General features: G+C 43.7%; 21 protein-coding genes. 10 read left to right on the top strand and 11 right to left on the bottom strand.

Annotated features, from left to right (window positions below; all coding sequences use genetic code 11):
• Positions 1 to 54 precede the first annotated feature (54 nt).
• From hemH to JOJ89_RS04425, 3 genes are all read right to left on the bottom strand, one after another.
• On the bottom strand, positions 55 to 993 hold the full coding sequence (hemH, locus tag JOJ89_RS04435) for a ferrochelatase (protein WP_203289688.1): 939 nt from the start codon (positions 991 to 993) through the stop codon (positions 55 to 57).
• Between the two features lie 66 nt (positions 994 to 1,059).
• Complete coding sequence (gene hemE / locus JOJ89_RS04430; protein WP_203289687.1) at positions 1,060 to 2,118, bottom strand: uroporphyrinogen decarboxylase; 1,059 nt, start codon at positions 2,116 to 2,118, stop codon at positions 1,060 to 1,062.
• 187 nt (positions 2,119 to 2,305) lie between these two features.
• Entirely contained in the window at positions 2,306 to 4,447 is a 2,142-nt protein-coding gene (locus tag JOJ89_RS04425) for a transglycosylase domain-containing protein (protein WP_203289686.1), read from the bottom strand.
• 134 nt (positions 4,448 to 4,581) lie between these two features.
• On the opposite strand from JOJ89_RS04425, the gene JOJ89_RS04420 reads away from it, so the two are divergent.
• Positions 4,582 to 5,088, top strand: coding sequence for an antibiotic biosynthesis monooxygenase family protein (locus JOJ89_RS04420; protein ID WP_029283710.1), 507 nt, complete (start codon positions 4,582 to 4,584; stop codon positions 5,086 to 5,088).
• Between the two features lie 159 nt (positions 5,089 to 5,247).
• On the opposite strand, the gene JOJ89_RS04415 is transcribed toward JOJ89_RS04420, so the two are convergent.
• Positions 5,248 to 5,898: a phosphatase PAP2 family protein gene (locus JOJ89_RS04415; protein WP_203289685.1), complete on the bottom strand. Its 651-nt coding sequence runs from the start codon at positions 5,896 to 5,898 to the stop codon at positions 5,248 to 5,250.
• Between the two features lie 135 nt (positions 5,899 to 6,033).
• Between JOJ89_RS04415 and JOJ89_RS04410 the strand changes: the two genes are divergently transcribed.
• On the top strand, positions 6,034 to 7,233 hold the full coding sequence (locus tag JOJ89_RS04410; protein ID WP_277987854.1) for a M20 family metallopeptidase: 1,200 nt from the start codon (positions 6,034 to 6,036) through the stop codon (positions 7,231 to 7,233).
• A gap of 102 nt (positions 7,234 to 7,335) precedes the next feature.
• Here the strand turns inward: JOJ89_RS04410 and JOJ89_RS04405 are convergent, their stop codons facing one another.
• Genes JOJ89_RS04405 through JOJ89_RS04395 form a run of 3 tightly spaced genes read right to left on the bottom strand, consistent with a single transcriptional unit; the run spans position 7,336 to position 10,030 of the window.
• Complete coding sequence (locus tag JOJ89_RS04405) at positions 7,336 to 8,046, bottom strand: EcsC family protein (RefSeq protein ID WP_203289684.1); 711 nt, start codon at positions 8,044 to 8,046, stop codon at positions 7,336 to 7,338.
• A gap of 20 nt (positions 8,047 to 8,066) precedes the next feature.
• Positions 8,067 to 9,296: an ABC transporter permease gene (locus JOJ89_RS04400; protein ID WP_203289683.1), complete on the bottom strand. Its 1,230-nt coding sequence runs from the start codon at positions 9,294 to 9,296 to the stop codon at positions 8,067 to 8,069.
• Positions 9,293 to 10,030 carry an ABC transporter ATP-binding protein gene (locus tag JOJ89_RS04395; protein ID WP_203289682.1) on the bottom strand — a complete coding sequence of 246 codons (738 nt, stop codon included), beginning with the start codon at positions 10,028 to 10,030 and terminating at the stop codon, positions 9,293 to 9,295. Before JOJ89_RS04395 ends, JOJ89_RS04400 begins: the two co-directional genes overlap by 4 nt.
• A gap of 1,082 nt (positions 10,031 to 11,112) precedes the next feature.
• On the opposite strand from JOJ89_RS04395, the gene JOJ89_RS04390 reads away from it, so the two are divergent.
• From JOJ89_RS04390 to JOJ89_RS04380, 3 genes are all read left to right on the top strand, one after another.
• Complete coding sequence (locus JOJ89_RS04390) at positions 11,113 to 11,535, top strand: HIT family protein (protein WP_029567313.1); 423 nt, start codon at positions 11,113 to 11,115, stop codon at positions 11,533 to 11,535.
• A 138-nt stretch (positions 11,536 to 11,673) separates the two neighbouring features.
• On the top strand, positions 11,674 to 12,750 hold the full coding sequence (gene serC / locus JOJ89_RS04385; protein ID WP_203289681.1) for a 3-phosphoserine/phosphohydroxythreonine transaminase: 1,077 nt from the start codon (positions 11,674 to 11,676) through the stop codon (positions 12,748 to 12,750).
• 116 nt (positions 12,751 to 12,866) lie between these two features.
• Positions 12,867 to 13,388, top strand: coding sequence for a tryptophan transporter (locus tag JOJ89_RS04380; RefSeq protein ID WP_029283695.1), 522 nt, complete (start codon positions 12,867 to 12,869; stop codon positions 13,386 to 13,388).
• A gap of 39 nt (positions 13,389 to 13,427) precedes the next feature.
• On the opposite strand, the gene yhzF is transcribed toward JOJ89_RS04380, so the two are convergent.
• A complete protein-coding gene (yhzF, locus tag JOJ89_RS04375) occupies positions 13,428 to 13,616 on the bottom strand; it encodes a membrane protein YhzF (RefSeq protein WP_029283693.1) in 189 nt (62 codons plus the stop codon).
• 158 nt (positions 13,617 to 13,774) lie between these two features.
• On the opposite strand from yhzF, the gene JOJ89_RS04370 reads away from it, so the two are divergent.
• A complete protein-coding gene (locus tag JOJ89_RS04370; protein ID WP_029283691.1) occupies positions 13,775 to 14,131 on the top strand; it encodes a YtxH domain-containing protein in 357 nt (118 codons plus the stop codon).
• Between the two features lie 202 nt (positions 14,132 to 14,333).
• On the top strand, positions 14,334 to 14,930 hold the full coding sequence (locus JOJ89_RS04365) for an HTH-type transcriptional regulator Hpr (protein WP_029283689.1): 597 nt from the start codon (positions 14,334 to 14,336) through the stop codon (positions 14,928 to 14,930).
• On the opposite strand, the gene JOJ89_RS04360 is transcribed toward JOJ89_RS04365, so the two are convergent.
• The gene (locus JOJ89_RS04360; protein ID WP_203289680.1) at positions 14,917 to 15,252 is read right to left on the bottom strand and encodes a DUF1878 family protein; all 336 of its coding nucleotides are present in this window, start codon (positions 15,250 to 15,252) and stop codon (positions 14,917 to 14,919) included. The genes JOJ89_RS04365 and JOJ89_RS04360 overlap by 14 nt on opposite strands.
• Before the next feature lie 232 nt (positions 15,253 to 15,484).
• On the opposite strand from JOJ89_RS04360, the gene JOJ89_RS04355 reads away from it, so the two are divergent.
• Positions 15,485 to 16,024: a DUF3267 domain-containing protein gene (locus tag JOJ89_RS04355; RefSeq protein WP_029283684.1), complete on the top strand. Its 540-nt coding sequence runs from the start codon at positions 15,485 to 15,487 to the stop codon at positions 16,022 to 16,024.
• Between the two features lie 167 nt (positions 16,025 to 16,191).
• Positions 16,192 to 16,371 carry a hypothetical protein gene (locus tag JOJ89_RS04350; RefSeq protein WP_029283683.1) on the top strand — a complete coding sequence of 60 codons (180 nt, stop codon included), beginning with the start codon at positions 16,192 to 16,194 and terminating at the stop codon, positions 16,369 to 16,371.
• 244 nt (positions 16,372 to 16,615) lie between these two features.
• On the opposite strand, the gene JOJ89_RS04345 is transcribed toward JOJ89_RS04350, so the two are convergent.
• Together JOJ89_RS04345 and JOJ89_RS04340 are read right to left on the bottom strand one after the other, a co-directional pair.
• Entirely contained in the window at positions 16,616 to 16,696 is an 81-nt protein-coding gene (locus JOJ89_RS04345; protein WP_101567585.1) for a YjcZ family sporulation protein, read from the bottom strand.
• A 101-nt stretch (positions 16,697 to 16,797) separates the two neighbouring features.
• On the bottom strand, positions 16,798 to 16,884 hold the full coding sequence (locus JOJ89_RS04340) for a YjcZ family sporulation protein (protein ID WP_035207754.1): 87 nt from the start codon (positions 16,882 to 16,884) through the stop codon (positions 16,798 to 16,800).
• Positions 16,885 to 17,149: 265 nt separating this feature from the next.
• Between JOJ89_RS04340 and JOJ89_RS04335 the strand changes: the two genes are divergently transcribed.
• Positions 17,150 to 18,013, top strand: a complete 864-nt coding sequence (locus tag JOJ89_RS04335) for a peptidylprolyl isomerase (RefSeq protein ID WP_029567310.1) — start codon at positions 17,150 to 17,152, stop codon at positions 18,011 to 18,013.
• Positions 18,014 to 18,494 lie beyond the last annotated feature (481 nt).

The raw sequence follows: 18,494 nt of genomic DNA, 5'->3' as shown, positions 1-18,494 counted from the left end.
TTTGTGCATCACATATTTGAGCGGAGCTTCACTTGCTGAAACTCCGCTTCATTTCTACTTTTTCATGCCGAGTTCTTTAAGAACGACGGTTGAAAGACAGTCAATAAACTCTTTCTTCGCATTCGGCATTTCAGGGCGGTAATAATTTGCACCCAGTTCATCTGTAATAATTTTGCATTCATAGTCGTTGTCATACAGAACCTCAAGGTGATCTGCTACAAATCCAACTGGAATGTATACGAATGTCCGGTACCCTTTCTGTTCAAAAAGGTCTCTTGTCAGATCCTGAACATCAGGTCCAAGCCATGGCTCAGGCGTATTGCCTGCACTCTGCCATCCAGTCTCATAATTCGTGATGCCGGCTGCTTTTGCAATTAGGTCTGCCGTCTCCTGCAGCTGTTCAGGGTATGGATCGCCTGCAGCGATAATCTTTTCAGGAAGGCTGTGGGCAGATACAATCAGAACAGCCTTTTCGCGTTCGTCTTCTGTCATCTGCGCATAGGTTTCTTTTACTTTTTTCGCCCAGTAATCAATAAACTTAGGCTCTTGGTACCAGCTTTCAACAGACGTAATAGCCGGTCCTCCGAGATTTTCGGCTTCCTGCTTTGCCCGTCCATTGTAGGACTTGACGCTGAATGTTGAGAAGTGTGGCGCAAGAACAATGCTGACAGCTTCTTCAATGCCGTCTTCTTTCATTTGTTTCACCGCGTCTTCAACGAATGGTTCGATGTGCTTCAGTCCAAGGTACATTTTGAATTCAACTTCGTCCTGAACGGCATTTAAATGCTCTTCCAGTGATTTGGCCTGATCAAGCGTGATTTTAGCAAGCGGCGAAATGCCGCCGATTGCCTCGTAGCGGTCTTTTAAATCCTGCAGCATCTCAGGAGCAGGCGTGCGGCCGTGTCTGATATGTGTGTAATAGCGTTCAATGTCTTCTTCTTTATATGGCGTTCCGTATGCCATTACAAGAAGACCCATTGTTTTCTTTGTCATTTTCATACACCTCTTTTGGATTCGTTCTGATTCTTATTTTGCCATTCCTGAGGTCAGGTTTCCAAATTAGATGCTCCGCGCACTCTTGGCATTTTTTGTATAGTCATGAATGAAAGCTGTCAGTCTTTTTAAAACGTCCGGATTAACAGACGGGAAAACACCGTGTCCGAGGTTGAAAATATAACCGTCCTGCTTCATTCCCTGGTCAAGAATATGCTTGGCGCGCTCTTCAATGACGTTCCATGGTGCAAGAAGAATAGCCGGATCAAGGTTCCCCATCAGCGTTTTCGTCAGACCCATTTCTCTTGCCTGATCGACCTGAAGTCTCCAGTCCAGTCCGACAACGTCAAGCGGAAGGTCATGCCAGTCGCGTGCAAGATGGCTTGCCCCTACTCCGAACATGATCATTGGCACATTTTCTTCCTTCATTGCGGAAAAAATGCGCTCCATCACAGGTTTTATATAATAGCGGTAGTCTGCTTCATTTAACGCTCCTACCCACGAATCGAAAATTTGAAACGCTTTTGCCCCGGCCTTAATTTGAGCCTTTAAGTAGACAATCGTCATTTCTGCAAGCTTGTCCATTAAAGCAAACCATGCCTTTGGCTCTGCATACATAAATGCTTTTGTTTTATTGTAGCTTTTTGACGGTCCGCCCTCGATCATGTAGCTTGCCATCGTGAAGGGAGCTCCCGCAAATCCGATCAGCGGCACGTTCAGCTGCTCCTGCGTCAGAAGCTTGATCGTATCAAGTACGTATGGAATATCGCTTTCAGGATCAATTTCTCCAAGCTTTTCAACATCTGCGAAAGAGCGGATCGGATTGTCAATGACCGGTCCGATGCCGGACTTGATTTCAACATCTACCCCTATTGATGGAAGCGGTGTCATGATATCCTTATATAAAATCGCTGCATCTACGCCGTACTGCTCCACCGGCAATCTGGTCACATAGGCACACAGCTCAGGCTGATGCGTGATTTCAAACAGACTGTATTTCTCTTTAATCGCACGGTATTCAGGCTGCGAACGACCTGCCTGTCTCATATACCATACCGGAACGTGATCTGTTTTTTCCCCTCTGCACGCCTTAAGGAATGTATCATTAAACTGCAAATCCGTCATAAATCCTCAAATCCACCTTTCTATGTAAGCTGTTCCCCAAATAGAAACAGCGCTGCGCAGGCAAACCGCGCCTTCCCTATGTTTTTGCTTCTTACACTATAACTGTTTCACACCTTGTTGTATAGATTTCACAATTAAATGTCAAAAAATTGACGTAATCAAGCAGCATGCGGAATCTGCATGCTGCTCATAGACCTGATGTAAAAAGCTCGGGTTTGACAGGATCTGACCCTTCGCCTTCCTGGTCTGTCTGCTCGTTGTATGGAACGACTTTATACACTGCGTTTGAAAAGAGATTGGAATAAGGAATCTCATACGAATCCTCACCCTTGACGAACCCTACGAGCTTGTCTTTGCTTCCGCTTGTCTCATAGATTCTGTAGATGACGCGGTCATCCTTCTGCGCATCCCATTTCAATGTCACGGTGAAAAGGCCAAGCGCTTTAAACGTGTACCCTGCCTTTACTTCACCCAGATTCTTCAGTCTGATCGGCTCTTCAAGATCTTCAACGCCGTCAGGCATCTGGAATGCCGTTTTCAGGTCTTTGCCGGACTCACTCAGGATTTCTTTGAAGAGACGTGTAGGATAGGAGCTGCCCTGCTTTAGGTACTGTTTGCTGTCCGTGCGGTCATATCCCATCCAGAGAGCTCCGGATACAGACGGAGTATATCCGACAAACCATGCATCCTTTACAGCACCATCTACATCGGTAAATGAAGTTGTGCCTGTTTTTCCTGCAAGTACACCGTCATAAGTTCCGATGCTTGCTGTCCCTTCGTTTACTACCTCCTCAAGCATTCTCGTCATGTTCCAGGCGGTCTGTGCGGAAAAAATCCGCTTCTTTAGGTGCTCTGGTGCCGAAACTTCTTTAGCATCTCGGTCTGTAATCTTTTGGATAAAATACGGCTCACTGTATACACCGTATTGCGCAAAAGCTCTGTACGCGTTTGCCATCTGAAGAGGGGTTACACCGTTTTTAAGTCCGCCAAGCGCAATGGAGAGGCCGTTGTCCTCGATGGGCAGGCCGGATTTTTCCAAATACTTCTTGCTGGTTGAGACACCCATTTCATTTAATGTCCACACAGCCGGAGCATTTTTGGAGGCTGTAATCGCATCGTACATCGTAACCTCTTCATCATACTTGCGGTCGTTATTTTTTGGCTGATAGCCATCATATGAGACGGGCTTGTCTTCAAGCAGGGAGTATGGACCGAATTCTTCTTCCTCCATGGCAGGAGCATAAACGGCAATCGGCTTGAACGTAGACCCGGGCTGACGCTTTGTCGTTACGCGGTTATACCCTTTTTGCACGTAGTTTCGGCCGCCAATGGCAGCCTTCACACCGCCGGTCTTGTTGTCAATCAGGACAAATGCTCCCTCTGCGCCTTTTGTCGTTCCTGGAAAATACGCATCTTTCTGGAACAGTTCGTAGGCGGTCTTTTGCATGCCTGCATCAAGCGGCACTGTGACTGTATATCCACCCCGCATCAGTTCTTCATTTGAGAGGTTGTATCTTTCTTCTGCTTCATCCATTACCATGTCGATATATGAGATAAGCCATGGAGTCTCAGATTCCTCAGAAATCGAAAGGCCGAGCGTTCTCCCCTGTGATCTGACAACTTCCTCAGCCGTCAGATAACCCTGATCACCCATTAAAGAAAGGATTGTGTCCCTCCGTTCTTTGCTTCTATCCGGATGAAGGACAGGAGAATAATTGGAAGGTGCTTTTGGAATTCCTGCCAGCATCGCTCCTTCTTCAACCGTCAGATCCTTCACTTCTTTATTAAAATAGTAAAGCGAAGCACTCTGGATACCGTATGCACCGTGGCCAAAATAAACCTGATTTAAATACAGCTCAAGTAGCTTGCTTTTGCTGTATTTATTCTCAAGGCTCATGGCAATGGCGGCTTCTTTGACTTTCCTGAGCACAGATTTTTCAGAAGTCAAAAATGTGTTTTTTGCAAGCTGCTGGGTAATGGTGCTTCCGCCCTCCACTTTCCCGCCGGCAAGAAAATCCCTGTACAAAGCCCTTGAAATGGCTTTTAAATCTATTCCGTTATGTTCGTAAAACCGTTTATCCTCAACAGCTATAAACGCTTCGCGGACATGAACGGGAATGTCTTTGACCGAGACAGGCTCCCTGTTCTGCAAATACAGTTCCGCCACCTTGCTGCCTTCAGGATCAACAAGTGTAGTCGTAGAATCCATCACAAGCTTTTTTTCATCAATGGAATAATCTCCAATGACAAGGATGAGGAGATAAACTGCCAGAGCAATAATAGCTGTCAGCAGAGCTGCCAGAGCAGAAAGAATGACTTTTTTTCGCATGCTGTCACCTGCGTTCCGTAGATTTATACATGTTTAGTATTGTTAAAAAAAGGGTTGAATATGTAAGCAGAGGCTCATAATAGCCTTCTTTGTCCAGTCATTGTTATAATGAAACAAAAAGAGGTGTATGTAAAATGAACTTTTATGTCACATTTGGAACTCCGGAATACTTGGCAAAAACCGCAGCAGAACACACAGATGAAAACATGCTGCTGATGCAGAATGAGGATAAGGGCATCCTTCTTCATGAAAGCGAATCAGATTCCCTTTTTAAAGAGCCTAAAAAATACGAAGTGCTTGATGGAGTGGGAGATTTCAAGACCGGCAGCTATGCCGTTTTGAACAATATTCCTGTCACAGACGAAGGCAGACCGCTTTTTGAACAGCGCTTCAAAGAACGTGCCCGCATGATCGAAAACGAACCGGGATTTGCGGCCATCCGCGTCCTGAGACCTGTTCAAGATGACACATACGTCATCTTAACTCTATGGGATAAAGAAGAATCGTTTAAAAACTGGCAGCAGTCCCAGTCCTACGCAAAAGCCCATAAAAAGCGCGGAACAAGCGAGGGCGTGGATCAAAAGCCGATTTTCCCGAGACCTTCTTACGTGACGACCTATCAGGTTGTAAAAGAACACTAAAAGAACCGCTCCTCCGACCTATGTATGGAGGAGTTTTTCATGCCTAAATTGCGACACTATTTCCTTGGAAATGACACAATTCCTTTACCCTTCTTTCATTTTCCGATAACAATCAAAAATAAAAAAACAGGCATTCCCAACGTGAGAATGCCTGTTTTTTTATACAGAAACGCCGCCTTTTTTCTTTTTTGCAGCAGCAAGCAGATTCTTTGCCCATTCATAAATGAGAATGGTCCCAAGGAGAAAAACGAGGCCGATGCAGTACCCGCCAATCACATCTGTGGCATAATGCGAGTTGGTGATGACGCGGCTGATCCCAATCAAGGCCATTAACAAAACAACCGCTGCCCAGATTCCTTTTTTAAGAGCAGGAGAATTGATTTTTTCAATAATCATATAGGCAAAAAGACCATAAAAGATGACGCCTACCATGGCATGGCCGCTCGGAAAGCTGAACCCTTCTTCAAGATGAAGGGGCTCTGGCGGACGTTCTCTTGCCGTCACGCTTTTAAGAAATTTGTTTAAAACATCTCCAAGGTACACCGCCAAACCAAACATGAGCGGTTGAAGATAATGTCTGAATAAAAGAGAAAGAACAACAATAGCTATTGCAAGCAGACTGATGATGCCAGGCTTTGAAGCAAGATAGCCTATTCTCTCAAAAAAAGCAAGAATGCCTTCTGACTGCTGAATGTATTGTGCAAATTGCGAGGCTCCGTCATCTGCAGGTTTTATAAAAGCCGTGTGGATAAGTCCGTACAGAATGAGAGCTGCCAGAAGACATCCTCCCATAATCGAAATCTTTTTCACCTTTTCACACCTTTCAGATTTTAATCTTGTAATTTTCAAACAACTTCCCTAAAATTGACCTAATATCAGAATTTATTTTATCTTATGAATCATTTGGCGAATATATATTTTTCAAAAAAGAAAGGATGAAGTGATTTGTTTCAGGAGATTTGTTCAGAACTCGATGCAGCCTATGAGGAAATGGTTGAAATCAGACGCTACCTCCATATGCATCCCGAGGTTTCGTTTATGGAATTCAAGACAGCAGCCTACATAGCAGAATATTACCAGAAGCTCGGCATTGAGCCCAGAACCGGAGTGGGAGGAAACGGCGTTGTAGCGGTGGTAAAAGGCGGACTGCCTGGGAAAACAATTGCCCTCCGCGCAGACTTTGATGCCCTGCCGATCCAGGATGAAAAGGATGTCTCCTACAAATCAACGGTTCCCGGTGTCACCCACGCCTGCGGACATGACGGCCATACAGCGACACTGCTTGTTTTGGCAAAAGTGCTGCATAAGCACAAAGAGAATCTTGAAGGAAATGTGGTGTTTATTCACCAGCATGCTGAGGAGTACGCTCCCGGCGGTGCAAAAGCGATGATTGAGGACGGATGCCTTGATGGCGTCGATGTCATTTTTGGCACCCATCTATGGGCAAGCGAGCCTGCTGGCAAAATTCAGTACCGGACCGGACCGATTATGGCAGCTGCAGACCGCTTCCAGATTAAGGTGCAGGGAAAAGGGGGACACGGAGCACAGCCGCAAAAAACGAAGGATGCTGTTGTCATTGGCTCCCAGCTCGTGCTGAACCTCCAGCAAATCGTGAGCCGGAAAGTCGATCCTGTAGAATCAGCCGTCGTTTCTGTCGGTTCATTTATCGCAGAAAATCCATTTAACGTTATTGCCGATTCGGCTGAATTAATCGGAACGGTCAGAACGTTTAATGAAGAAATCCGCACTCAGATCGAGCAGGAAATTAAACGGACGGTGAAAGCTTCCTGTGACCTATATGATGCTGCCTATGAGTATACTTTTGACAGAGGCTATCCTGCCGTTGTGAACCACCGCGAGGAAACAGAATTCCTGGCAAACCTCGCAGGAAACGTCCCTGGCGTGGGGGTTGTAGAAGAAAGCCCGATGCAAATGGGCGGAGAAGACTTTGCCTACTTCCTTCAACACGTAAAAGGAACCTTCTTCTTCACAGGCGCAAAGCCGACGTATTCAGATACAGCCTATCCGCATCACCATCCAAAATTTGATATCGATGAAAAAGCGATGCTGATTGCTGCCAAAACCTTCAGCCTTGCCATCCTTCAATATCAGGCAGAACAAGCTCCTGTTGCGGCTGGGAAATAAAGTAATTGAAACGGTGCTTCGGCGCCGTTTTTTATATGCCCGAAACCGTCTTCGGCGAAAGACCGAATGCCCTGCTATTCCATAAAAAAAAGCACAATCCATTTAGATTGTGCCGAGTCTTCTCAGTCTGTAGCAATTCATGGCAGTCTCCCCGAGGTGCCTGACAAGATGATAATTGGCAACGCCTCCGACTACCGCTCCGATTCCGGGCATGACCTGCAGCAGTTTGACAAGATCGATGTGATCTCTGTATTCCTGCTGGAAGGTTTGCCAGTCGATGTCCTTAACCGTTTCCTTCCGCTCTTCCCAGTTCTCAATCAGATCGAATGTTTTTCTGCGGTGATCATCGCTTGAATAGGCAAGCTGGAAAACATAAAGCAGAAAGATCCTCTCTTCAACCTGCTTTGGGTCATATCCATAAAGTGTGGCAATTTCAAACAGACACTTCATTTTAATCCCCAGCAGCAAAGGAAAATCGGCTGCAGAAGCAAGCAGTCCGCCTGCACCTGTCCCCGCTCCTTCAACAGCCGCCGCCTTCTGAAAGGCAGAGATGGTTTGGCGCACCTTATTTTCCCGCTCTTCAAGCGAGATGCCTTCAAGCTTTTTTTCTGTCGTTGTCAAATTGGATCCGGCAAGCGTTGCTCCGACCATTTTTTTAATGCTTTCTGTAATAATCGTGTGTATTTTTGCAGGAATATGCGCGTTGATTTTGGTTTGCGTTTTTTTTGAAAGCCGCTCAAACCTGGAGGACTTTCTCAACAATTTCTTTTTCCATTGAAAGAGATCCTCTTCAAGCTGCTGTTCATAAAGCATGTTTATCAGCTGCCTTTGCTTTAATATACGCTGGCATCCATTTTAGCCAGCCTCGGTTTTACATACAGATATACAAAAAGGTAAGCAAACGCGATGCCCGCTCCTAAAAGGATAATGGAAGGCATCCATTTACCGGAAGTCAGTGACACCACCGTCAGAATGAGATGCTGGAATAAAACGATGCTGAAGAGGAGTTTCAGGAACTTCCCTTTTTTATGCTGCCTGCTGACGGGATACAGGTCCGGCAGCGACAGCATATCAAAATGCTTATACAAACCGAGAATCTGGATACCTGTTAAGTACAGGACCAAAATAGCAATCGCAAGGACACTGAACTGATTCGTCGGAATGATAAACAAAATGATGCTTCCGATGACAGTCAGCCTCAAAAAGATGCCCAGAAAGTCACCCGACCTTAAAAAGGCGCGTGTATAAAGGTAGGCATACATGTTTTCCTGTTTGTATTTAATCAGCGTAAGCAGGCCGTCAAGCATCTTTCTCCGCTTGGCCTTTTTCTTAAGCTTCGGCACATCTGTAAAGAGGTTGGCAATCCGGTAAAAGGATTGCTTCTTCTCAAGCTCGCGGTCAATAAGCGCTTCCCATTTGATGCCCTTTGCTGCTGTTGCTTTTTTAAAATACAGATAGAGAACGGCCATGACCGCAAAGACAACGATCGCATATAAATAAGCTTTAGACAGGATGAAATAGACGGCTGCTGCATTCAAAGCAAAACGAACGGCAAGATCCGCTGCTTTTGCAGACTGTTCAGTATAAAAAGATATTCTGAAACTCATCAGCAAATTCCATGCTTTTGCAAGAAGAATCAGCAGGCACATGAACAGGTAGTCTGTTCCTGTAAAATTTTCTGCCCGGAAAATCATCGGAGCGAATACAATCGCTGCAATAAAAAAGATGTACAGCTGGCTGAAAAAGCTGTAAACCGTCGCTTTTCTGAAGTAGTCCGCCATTTTCACTTCAAGCGGCAGTAAAAAAACGAGATCTGCTTCCTTCAACAGCGTTCGGACGCTGGAAGCTGTGATAATCAGTGCAAACACAACGGTCAAAATCAGCAGGGCCGGAAAATCTTCCGGCATGGTCTTAAGCCATTCCTGGTAGGACAGCGCCCCTCCTGCACCTAAAAAAACCAGGACAAAAATGAGATGGTCATTAAACATATATTTAGTATAAGACTGCACTTCTTTTACATGAGCCTCAAGCCGGGTTTTCCATATCTGGTCGAGATTTTTCATTGCTGATCTTCCTTTGTCAGCTGAATATATAAGTCATCAAGCGATGCACCCTTCATCCCGAATTCATTCTGAAGCTCTGAAAGGGTGCCTTTTGCACGGATTTTGCCGTTATGTAAAATGATGAAGGAATCACAGTATCTTTCTGCTGTAGCCAGGATGTGCGTTGACATCAGAATGCCGGCTCCTTCCTGTTTAGCCTTGTTCATCATTTCGAGAAGCGCATTGATGGCAAGAGGATCTAAGCCTACAAACGGTTCGTCAATGATGTACAGTTCAGGCTCAACTAAAAAAGCGCACATAATCATGACTTTTTGCTTCATCCCTTTTGAAAAGTGGCTTGGAAACCATTTCAGCCTTTTTTCCATTCTGAATTCCTTAAGAAGCGGATCAAGACGTTTTTTGAATGTCTCGCGGCTTAATCCATATGCCATGGCCGTCAGTTCAAGATGTTCGTAAAGGGTTAATTCTTCATATAGAATCGGGGTTTCAGGAATAAATGAAAACTGGCTGCGGTAAGCCTCAGGCTCATCCTGAAACGAAATGCCATTGATGGAAATCTCCCCTTTATGAGGCTCCATAAGCCCGATCACATGTCGGATCGTCGTGCTCTTTCCGGCACCGTTTAACCCAATCAGGCCCACAATGGATTGCTTGTCAATTTCAAACGATATATCTTTTAAAACGGGGTTTCGCGTGTAGCCTCCCGTTAGCTGGTTTACTTGTAATAAGCTCATCGTTTCGTCCCTTCGCCGTTTTCTTTTATCTTACCAAATCCGCCGGACATTTTGCTAATTTCGCATGCATAATTGTGATTTACCTGGACATCATAATGGATGTAGAGGTGAGGAGCTGTCACAGACATTCATTCAAATGAGGTGTTTGTTAAAGACAGTTTAGTGAAGGAATCCATGAGCTAGTTAACATCATGAATATTTCCATTTCGAGATGAGGTGTTTGCGGGCCGTTACTTTCAGTAATAGATGCTCTGTATAAATTCATTTTCCGAATGAGGTGTTCGTCAAAGACAGTTATTGATTAGTTAAGACTCATTACTGATACTCTTAACTGGGAGATGGTTGCTTTGAACCATGTTTAACAAATTCACTCTTTTTTATCCTTCATTTCCAAGCAAATGAGGGAGATGACAAAGGGATCTGCGAGTCTTGCCATTAAGCTGCGCCGGCTCTTCCTCCTCTGCAGAGCAGGGTGATCATTGCGATCATCCTGTTTCTTTTTTGAGGTTTTTGCTTCATTGCCACCTTTAGAACACTTTCCTTTCTTCTCCAACCAGGGTTTGTGCGGCTTAACCTTTTTTAGAACACTTTCCTCTCTTCTCCAGCCAGGGTTAATGTTTCTAAACCCTTTTTAGAACACTTTCCTCTCTTCTCCAACCAGGGTTAATGTTGCTAAACCCTTTTTAGAACACTTTCCTCTCTTCTCCAGCCAGGGTTAATGTTTCTAAACCCTTTTTAGAACACTTTCCTCTCTTCTCCAGCCAGGGTTAATGTTTCTAAACCCTTTTTAGAACACTTTCCTATCTTCTCCAGCCAGGGTTAATGTTGCTATACCCTTTTTAGAACACTTTTCGCTATTCTCCAACCGAAGTTTGTGCTGCTAACCACTTTTTAGAACACTTTCCTCCCTTCTTCAGCCTGAGTTTGTGCAGCTAAACACTCTATAGAACACTTTCCTTTCTTCTCCCACCAGAATTTGTGCGGCAAAAGCAATTTAGAATCCCCTCTCTTTTTTTGAATCCGCGCAGCCAGCTATGGTACTATATGGATAAGCAAACCGTACCCACGAAAGGATGAATGGAATGAGCGGATGTATTTTCTGCAAGATCGTAAACGGGGAAATTCCTAGTGCAAAAGTTTTTGAAAATGAACATGTTGTTGCGTTTCTCGACATCAGCCAGGTTACAAAAGGCCATACTTTGGTCATTCCGAAAGTACATAAGGAAAACATTTATGAACTAACGCCAGATATTGCCCGCAATGTGTTTGAAACCGTTCCTAAAATTGCGAATGCCATTAAAGAGCAGTTTCAGCCTGTTGGCATGAACATCCTGAACAACAACGGCGAAAAAGCCGGACAGTCCGTTTTTCACTATCACATTCATCTGATTCCGCGCTACGGAAAAGGCGACGGTTTTGGAGCGGTCTGGAAAACCCATACGGAAGATTATACGCCTGATGACTTGAAGCAAATTGCTTCTGCTATTCAGGAAGGTCTTCTATAAAACCCGCTTATGCAGCGGGTTTTTTCACGCCCTGAAATATTTTTTAAAAATTCCGACTCGTCTTTCGTATTTCATGTTAGGATATAAAAATAGAATTTTTAATCATGCACCGCGACAAAGTGAGGAGTGACATTTTTCATGAAACGAACGCACAATTTTAATGCCGGACCTGCTGCCATCCCGCTTGCAGTTCTGGAAAAAGCCCAAAGCGAACTTATTGATTTTAAAGGTACAGGCATGTCGGTCATGGAACTCAGCCACAGGAGCAAACCGTATGAAGATGTACATAACAAAGCTTCCCAACTGATGCGGGAGCTAATGGACATTCCTGAAGAATACGAAGTTCTGTTCCTGCAGGGCGGAGCGAGCCTTCAATTTGCGATGATTCCGATGAATTTTTTAAAAAGCGGTTCACCGGCTCACTTTGTGATGAGCGGCGTCTGGTCTGAAAAGGCCCTTGCAGAAGCGGCAAAGCTGGGAGAAACAGCTGTTATCGGCTCTTCAAAAGACGACCGTTATACCTTTGTGCCTGAAAAATTTGAGGATCCTTCTGAAGGAAGCTACGTCCACCTCACATCCAATAATACGATTTACGGCACACAGTGGAAGAGCTTTCCGAAAACAAAACTTCCTTTAATAGCGGATATGTCAAGCGACATTATGAGCAGGAAAATCGATGTCAGCCAATTTTCCCTTATCTATGCAGGGGCGCAAAAAAACCTCGGTCCTTCAGGCGTCACAGTTGTGATCGTGAAAAAAGAGATGCTTGAGAATGCCAATCAAGAGATCCCTTCCATTTTGAAATATGCGACTCACTCGAAGCAGAATTCGCTTTATAATACACCTCCCACTTTTGCCATTTACATGCTTTCATTAGTGCTTGAGTGGATGAAAGAACAAGGCGGCCTTGCAGCCATTGAAGAGCTGAACGAGCGTAAAGCGCAAATCATCTATTCATGCATTGACAAAAGCGGAGGATTTTATAGGGGCCATGCGAAAAAAGAAAGCCGCTCGAACATGAACATTACGTTTACTTTGGAAAATGAAGAATTAACAAAAGCGTTTCTTAAGGAATCAAAAGAAAGAGGATTTTCCGGTTTAAACGGGCACCGCTCCATTGGAGGATGCCGTGCTTCCGCTTATAACGCCGTACCGCTTGAAGCCTGCGAAGCGCTTGCAGAATTCATGACGGAATTCCAGAAAAAACACAGATAATCTTTTTTACAAGGGAAGAAATACCTGTTATACTGTTTTTAAGTTCTCCCGCAATAAGACAGAGGTCATTATTGGGGAGGCCGAAAAAAAGAGCTTAGACTGAGGAGAGTTGAGAAATGAATACAAGAGTTTTAGTGGTGTTATCTTTATTTGTCGCAATGGGTTTGGCGCTTCACGGCATTATCCCGCCGATTTTCGGAGGCATGAAGCCTGATATGATGCTGACGATGATGTTTTTAGGCATTCTGCTTTTCCCGCACATCCGCAACGTTTTCCTGCTTGGAGCAGTAACAGGTGTCCTTTCGGGCCTGACAACCAGCTTCCCCGGGGGATTGCTTCCGAATGTGATTGACAAGATTGTAACAGCCTTTGTTTTCTACTTGCTTGTACTGATGATTAAGAAATATGCTTCAACTGTAGCAGGAGCGGGCGTCTTGACAGCTGTCGGCACACTCGTATCCGGAACGGTTTTCCTGACAGCAGCCTTTTTTATTGTAGGTCTGCCTGGCGGAGCTGGATTTACAGCATTATTTCTCGCAGTTGTTCTTCCTGCTGTTGCGATGAACACTGTGGCCATGGTCTTTATATACCCGATTGTGCAGACAATCCTTAAACGTTCAAAAATTGCACTTAACTAAACGAAAACCCGATCCTAAACGGTCGGGTTTTTTTAAAACTTATACGGTATAAAATAAGATCCCAATTAAAAGCGCAATGGCTCCTCCGCCTGCAAGGACTGCTGCTTTTTGATGAACAATATGCTTAGGCGGATAGGAAGCGGACTGCTGAGCCAATTTCAGATAGTGAAACGATCCGGTAAACAGAAGCAAACTGACGGCAAAAAACAGAAAAATAACTCCTGCCACTCTTCCCCCTCCCCTTTCATGTCCCTACTCATACCTATGCAAAAACGGCATATGCTATGAGTAAAACAAGCGTTTATCTCCCTTAACAGAGGGTATTTAATAAGGAATGACTTCCTTAGAGTCTATATGTACATAACAAAAAAACTGGAGTGATACTTATGGCAAATGGAAAATCTTTAATGACAGGCCTGCTTGTAGGAGGCGTAATCGGAGGACTTGCGACCATCCTGACAGCACCTTCTTCCGGCAGAGACCTGCGGACTCAGTTAAAGCAAAACAAACAAAAACTCGAATCCATTCTCATACAGCTGAAAGATGACAGCATCTCCCTGAAAGAATCGGTTGTAAAGACCGCTCAAGAAAGCGCTGTCGTACTAAAGGATGTAACGGCTGATCTGCAGAAATCGATTCAGACCTGGCAGGAGGAAATTGAGCCGCATAAAGCAGAGCTTCAGAAAGAAATCAGCCAGATTGAAGAAAAAATAAAAGAGCTTGAGCAAACACTGAACAAATAGATTGTTTTTGTAGACAAACCAATTATGAAATAAGAGCGGCAGATTTTCTCACAGGCCGCTCTTTTTTTTATGTGAGTAAAACAACGCTTTTCCGGCTTTTTCACAATTTATTTAAAAATTTTGTAAATTTAATCTTTATTAATCTTTATTTTATTGGCATAATAGAATATAAGAGTAAAAGAGAAAAAGTAGGTGACTGGGGATGAAACGAAACGAACAGGATTATTCCATTAAAGAAGCCTTGTTATTCAGCCAGAGAATCGCTCAGCTGAGCAAAGCTTTGTGGAAATCCATCGAAAAAGACTGGCAGCAATGGATAAAGCCCTATGACTTAAATATAAATGAGCACCATATTTTATGGATTGCCTATCATTTAAAGGGCGCTTCAATCTCTGAAATTGCCAAATTCGGGGTCATGCATGTTTCAACAGCCTTTAACTTTTCAAAAAAGCTTGAAGAAAGAGGCTATCTTGAGTTTTCCAAAAAGCAGAATGACAAACGGAATACGTACATTCAGCTGACAGAGCAGGGAGAAGAAATTCTTCTGAAGCTGCTTGAAGATTATGATCCAAGCAGAAATGCCGTTTTTAAAGGAGCCCTGCCCCTTCAAAACTTATACGGAAAATTCCCTGAGATTATGGAAATGATGTGCATCATTCGAAACATTTACGGGGACGATTTTATGGAGATCTTCGAGCATTCCTTTACGAACATCGAAAAGGAATTTGTTGAGGAAAACCGGAAGCTGAAAAAGCTTGCAGACCCAGAAGCTGAAACTGTTCCGGCTATTTCCGAATAATGTTTCTGAATTCACCCATCAGCGGCTCATAAAGCCCCTGTTTATGCAGGTGAATAATGGTGTCATCGACAGAAAGCTTATAATTCAGCTGACCCGCAAAAAGAGTAAGAAGGCTTTCGTAATTCAGAAGCCCTTGCTCTTTTTGTTCTGCAAGCATATCTTCGAGTTCTCTGCATATACGGTGGATCTCTTCAATTTCCTCTGCTGAAAGTCCCGCCTCCATAACCGATACATAAAAGGGATATTTTTCAGCATCAGCCATCTTAATCAGCATCTTTTGATAATACTCCAAATTGGCCATGCGTTTTTCAAACGATTCCACTCCCGTTCACTTCTTTCCTTCTGATTCGTTCCTATATTTTAAATCATTCCGCCTCATTTAGGTAGGCTCATCTTTTGTAAAAGATTCCTATTTTTCATTTTAACCGTTTTCATCCGAAATTTCATATTGCAATTTCTGTTCAGGCATCGTAAAGTATGTATCGGAGCCGGACTGAGCTCCTTTTTTTCAATACCAATTATGTCTCAGACATGATTTTCGGACGGTGATTTTAATGAACTGCTGGAAAACCATTAATCTTTCAAAAGATTATGGATTCCATAGATTGTCTATATTAGCTGCATTCATCATGATGACTACGTTTATCGGCATCTATCTGCCATTAATGGTCGTTTTCCCATACATCCATCTTAAAGCAGATCACTTTCTCCTGCTTCTTTTGTTTGCTTTTTGCGTTGTACCATGCCACAAGCTGCTGCATGCCCTGCCGCTTTGGATGGCCGGATACCGCGTATCACTGAAATGCAGGGTTCAATCCTATATACTGCCGGTTATCTATTTAAAAACAAACTGCAATGTATCAAAAACGATGATGCTGCTGTCTCTTGCAGCGCCAATTGTGCTTGTGAACTCAGCTCTTGCTGCAGGCTTGATAGCATTCCCTTCTTACCTGCATTATTTCAGTCTGGGAATCGCCTTTCACACCGGCATTTGCATAACAGACTTTATTTACATGAATCATCTGCTAAAGGCTCCAAAGGCCTGCTACATTGAAGAAGCGGACGAGAGCTTTGAAATCCTCTTCCAAAAATAAGAGCATAACAGGGAGCATTGCCGAATAGGATAGGCTTGACCCCGGTTAAGAAAAGCAGCTCAATACTGAGATGCTTTTCTTTTGCTATTTATTAGGAGTCATTGCTATCTTTTTCACTCGATTTTTGGTAATCTTATATGTATCAGTGAGGAGAGGGGGAATCTCATATGATAGCTTTTTTCATTTTGTTTGCAGTGTTCATCTTATTCTATATCAATAAATTAACCAGCGCACTCTGCCTGGTAAGAGAGATTCCTGAAGACCGACAAACAAAAGTATTCCGGACAATCAATGTCCTGATCACCATCTTATTGGTTTCATCTTACATAGAAATCTTGTTTACTTAGATTTCAATCTGAAAAGCGTAAGCGCCCGGTTTAGCTCCGAAAGGCAGATAAGAAATCACACGAAAAGTCCGGTTTATGACTTTTTGGGGGATTTTGTTCTGGCAGAGGAGTTGGGCGGTGAAGCTAGACAACACAGTGCAAAATTATGTACATCCTTAACACTTAAAAAGCTGTATGCAAACTGACGCATACAGCTTATACAATGATAGCTGACAGATTATCTGTCAGCTATTTTAGTTTTGGCTTACAGCCAAGCAGCACCAACAATGATCAATAAGATGAACAAAACTACGATTAACGCGAAGCCTCCAGCGTATCCTCCCATAATGACACCTCCTTTATACATCGGTAAGTTATACTATGCATGATCACTTTACAGCGAATAGGCTACTGTCTTTTGTTTGGAAATTTTTAGCCCTTCGCTTCCTAGTAAAGATAAGAAGCACCAATAATGATTAATAAAATGAACAGAACCACCAGCAATGCAAAACCGTTTGAATATCCGTATCCCATAATGAAAACCTCCCTTATCGGTGTTCCATACATCATATGGACGTTTTGCCGATTTGACCTAGACGAATGCCCTGATTACCCTGGTCCTATTGCAAAACTTTTTAGTTCATGGCACAATGTGGTATAGTGTTCCAATAATTAGGCAGTCCGCTGCCTTAAGGATATTCCGCCCCTGCTTTTTTGCATGTACATACTTGTTTTCAAACATTAACCCGCAGAAAAGGCGAAATCCCCTTACTAAAAACAGAATCAGGAGTTGTATCAGATGAAAAGATTTGCTCTCGCACTAGCAGCAGCATCCAGTGTTTTAGCACTTGGCGCATGCAGTAACAATGATGGCGGTTCAGAAGTCATCGCTGAAACAAAAGCAGGCAACGTAACGAAGGACGAATTTTACGAAGCTATGAAAGACCGCTTTGGAAAAGATGTTCTGACAGAGCTTGTCCATGAAAAAGTACTAAGCGAAGACTACAAAGTAACGGACAAAGAAGTAGATCAGGAAATCGATAACTTAACTCAGCAATATGGCCCTCAATTTGAAGCAGTCATTCAGCAGCAAGGCGAAAAGACTGTTAAAGATATGGTAAAAGTGGACCTGCTCCGCAAAAAAGCAGCTGAAAAAGAAGTAAAAGTAACAGACGAAGACACAAAGCAATACTACGAAACACTTAAAGGCAAAGTAAAAGCAAGCCACATCCTTGTTGAAGACGAAAAAACGGCAAAAGAAATCAAATCACGTCTTGATAAAGGGGAAAAGTTTGAAGATCTTGCAAAAGAAGCATCTAAAGATCCTTCAGGACAAAACGGCGGCGACTTAGGCTGGTTTGGCGAAGGACAAATGGTTCCTGAGTTCGAAAAAGCAGCTTTCGCTCTTAAAGAAGGAGAAGTAAGCGCGCCGGTCAAATCTGAATTTGGCTACCACATCATCAAAGTAACTGAAACAGTAAAACCTTACGAAGAAATGAAAAAGCAGCTTGAAGCTGACGTGAAGAAACAAAAAGTAGGCCAGCCAGATGCTGTTCAGGGAGCCCTTGACAAAGCCCTGAAAGAAGCTGATGTAAAAGTGAAAGACAAAGACCTCGAAGATACATTCAAAGCTCCTGAAGCCGCTCCGGCTGAAGGACAATAATAAAGAATTGTACATGCCCTGAAGTGAAAGCTTCGGGGCTTTTTTAGTTCGTATGGTTGTATAGTCGTTAAAAGCACGTTCTTACATATCCTGAAACTGCACATTCCTTCCTGTTTTGTGACCTTCACACCTTGGAACACTTAACGAAGGGCAGATTCCTTCCCGTTTTGTGACCTTCGCATCTTGGAACACTTAACGAAGGGCACATTCCTTCCCGTTTTGTGACCTTCACATTTTGGCACACTTCACGAAGGGCACATTCCTTCCCGTTTTGTGACCTTCGCATCTTGGAACACTTCACCAAAGGCACATTCCTTCCTGTTTTGTGACCTTCACACCTTGGAGCACTTAACGAAGGGCAGATTCCTTCCCGTTTTGTGACCTTCGCATCTTGGAAAACTTCACGAAGGGCACATTCCTTCCTGCTTTGTGACCTTCACACCACGGAGCACCTCACGAAGGGCACATTCCTTCCTGTTTT

Source organism: Metabacillus sp. cB07 (assembly GCF_016839225.1).
Taxonomy (GTDB): domain Bacteria; phylum Bacillota; class Bacilli; order Bacillales; family Bacillaceae; genus Bacillus_P; species Bacillus_P indicus.
Note: the sequence above shows the minus strand (reverse complement) of the source record. Positions and strands in the feature narration are given on the sequence as shown.

Coding starts and splice junctions, on each gene's coding strand:
- JOJ89_RS04400 (WP_203289683.1), bottom strand. CDS start 9,296: ATGAAAAATCTCGACCAGATATGGAAAACCCGGCTTGAGGCTCATGTA.
- hemE (WP_203289687.1), bottom strand. CDS start 2,118: ATGACGGATTTGCAGTTTAATGATACATTCCTTAAGGCGTGCAGAGGG.
- JOJ89_RS04380 (WP_029283695.1), top strand. CDS start 12,867: ATGAATACAAGAGTTTTAGTGGTGTTATCTTTATTTGTCGCAATGGGT.
- JOJ89_RS04370 (WP_029283691.1), top strand. CDS start 13,775: ATGGCAAATGGAAAATCTTTAATGACAGGCCTGCTTGTAGGAGGCGTA.
- JOJ89_RS04420 (WP_029283710.1), top strand. CDS start 4,582: ATGAACTTTTATGTCACATTTGGAACTCCGGAATACTTGGCAAAAACC.
- serC (WP_203289681.1), top strand. CDS start 11,674: ATGAAACGAACGCACAATTTTAATGCCGGACCTGCTGCCATCCCGCTT.
- JOJ89_RS04355 (WP_029283684.1), top strand. CDS start 15,485: ATGAACTGCTGGAAAACCATTAATCTTTCAAAAGATTATGGATTCCAT.
- JOJ89_RS04425 (WP_203289686.1), bottom strand. CDS start 4,447: ATGCGAAAAAAAGTCATTCTTTCTGCTCTGGCAGCTCTGCTGACAGCT.
- hemH (WP_203289688.1), bottom strand. CDS start 993: ATGACAAAGAAAACAATGGGTCTTCTTGTAATGGCATACGGAACGCCA.
- JOJ89_RS04390 (WP_029567313.1), top strand. CDS start 11,113: ATGAGCGGATGTATTTTCTGCAAGATCGTAAACGGGGAAATTCCTAGT.
- JOJ89_RS04340 (WP_035207754.1), bottom strand. CDS start 16,884: ATGGGATACGGATATTCAAACGGTTTTGCATTGCTGGTGGTTCTGTTC.
- JOJ89_RS04395 (WP_203289682.1), bottom strand. CDS start 10,030: ATGAGCTTATTACAAGTAAACCAGCTAACGGGAGGCTACACGCGAAAC.
- JOJ89_RS04335 (WP_029567310.1), top strand. CDS start 17,150: ATGAAAAGATTTGCTCTCGCACTAGCAGCAGCATCCAGTGTTTTAGCA.
- JOJ89_RS04350 (WP_029283683.1), top strand. CDS start 16,192: ATGATAGCTTTTTTCATTTTGTTTGCAGTGTTCATCTTATTCTATATC.
- JOJ89_RS04365 (WP_029283689.1), top strand. CDS start 14,334: ATGAAACGAAACGAACAGGATTATTCCATTAAAGAAGCCTTGTTATTC.
- JOJ89_RS04345 (WP_101567585.1), bottom strand. CDS start 16,696: ATGGGAGGATACGCTGGAGGCTTCGCGTTAATCGTAGTTTTGTTCATC.
- JOJ89_RS04405 (WP_203289684.1), bottom strand. CDS start 8,046: ATGCTTTATGAACAGCAGCTTGAAGAGGATCTCTTTCAATGGAAAAAG.